Annotated in this window: 2 protein-coding genes; both read left to right on the top strand. The window is 72.5% G+C overall.

The window, feature by feature from the left end:
• Nucleotides 1-2: 2 nt before the first annotated feature.
• Nucleotides 3-746: a polyprenol monophosphomannose synthase gene (locus E1182_RS30635; protein WP_132271207.1), complete on the top strand. Its 744-nt coding sequence runs from the start codon at nt 3-5 to the stop codon at nt 744-746.
• 96 nt (nt 747-842) lie between these two features.
• A partial coding sequence (locus E1182_RS30630) for an FxsA family protein (RefSeq protein WP_132271206.1) occupies nt 843-1059 on the top strand: 217 nt, incomplete at its 3' end.

Genomic DNA, 1059 nt, shown 5'->3' with positions numbered 1-1059 from the left:
GGGTGGGGCGGGTGCTGGTGGTGATTCCCACCTACAACGAAGCTGACAACGTCACCACGATCGTGCCGCGGGTTCGGGCTGCCGCGCGGGCGGTGGACGTGCTGGTCGCCGACGACGGCAGCCCCGACGGCACCGGTGTGCTGGCCGAGGCGATAGCCGCCGCCGACGAGCAGGTGCACGTGCTGCACCGCTCGGACAAGCAGGGCCTCGGTGCGGCGTACCTGGCGGGGTTCGCGTGGGCTGACGAGCGGGGCTACGACGCGGTGGTGCAGATGGACGCCGACGGGTCGCACGCCCCGGAGGACCTGCCGGCGCTGCTGGCCGCTGCCCGGCATGCCGACGTGGTGATCGGGTCACGGTGGGCGGCCGGTGGGCGGGTGGTGAACTGGCCGTTGCGGCGGCTGCTGTTGTCGCGGTGCGGGAACCTGTACGCGCGGCTGGCGTTGGGGATGCCGGTCTGCGATGCCACCGCCGGGTATCGGGTGTACCGGACGGCGGTGTTGCGGGCGATGGATCTGGAGTCGGTCTGTTCGCAGGGCTACTCGTTCCAGGTGGAGTTGTCTCGGCTGGCGCACCGGGCGGGCGCACGGATCGTGGAGGTGCCGATCACGTTCGCGGAGCGCGAACACGGCAGCAGCAAGATGAGTCCGCTGATCGTGACGGAGGCGTTGTGGCGGATCACCATCTGGGGGCTGCGTGACCGGTGGCCCCGCCGGGGTCGCCTCGGTCACGATCGGTGGCCGTGAGGGCGGCGTGTCATGCTGGTGGGGCGGGTCCGCCTGCGTCAGGTGGTGCCCGGGGTGGCGCCGGCCCGGGGCGCCGCGTGACGCGGATGAGGTGAGATGCGCCGATACCTGAGGTTCGTGCCCCTGGCTCTGCTGGTGGCGGTGGCGCTGGAGTTGGCCGCGTTCGTCGCCGTGGGGCGGGCGATCGGTTTCGGTTCGGTGGTGCTGCTGGTGTTCGCGGCGTCCCTGCTGGGCCTGGTGCTGCTGCGTCGGGAGGGGATGCGGGCCTGGCGTGGCTTCCGGGATTCGGTGCGGGCGGGGCAGCCCCCGGGGC

It is taken from the genome of Micromonospora sp. KC721 (assembly GCF_004348355.1).
GTDB lineage: Bacteria > Actinomycetota > Actinomycetes > Mycobacteriales > Micromonosporaceae > Micromonospora.
This window is presented reverse-complemented; position numbering and strand designations above follow the sequence as displayed.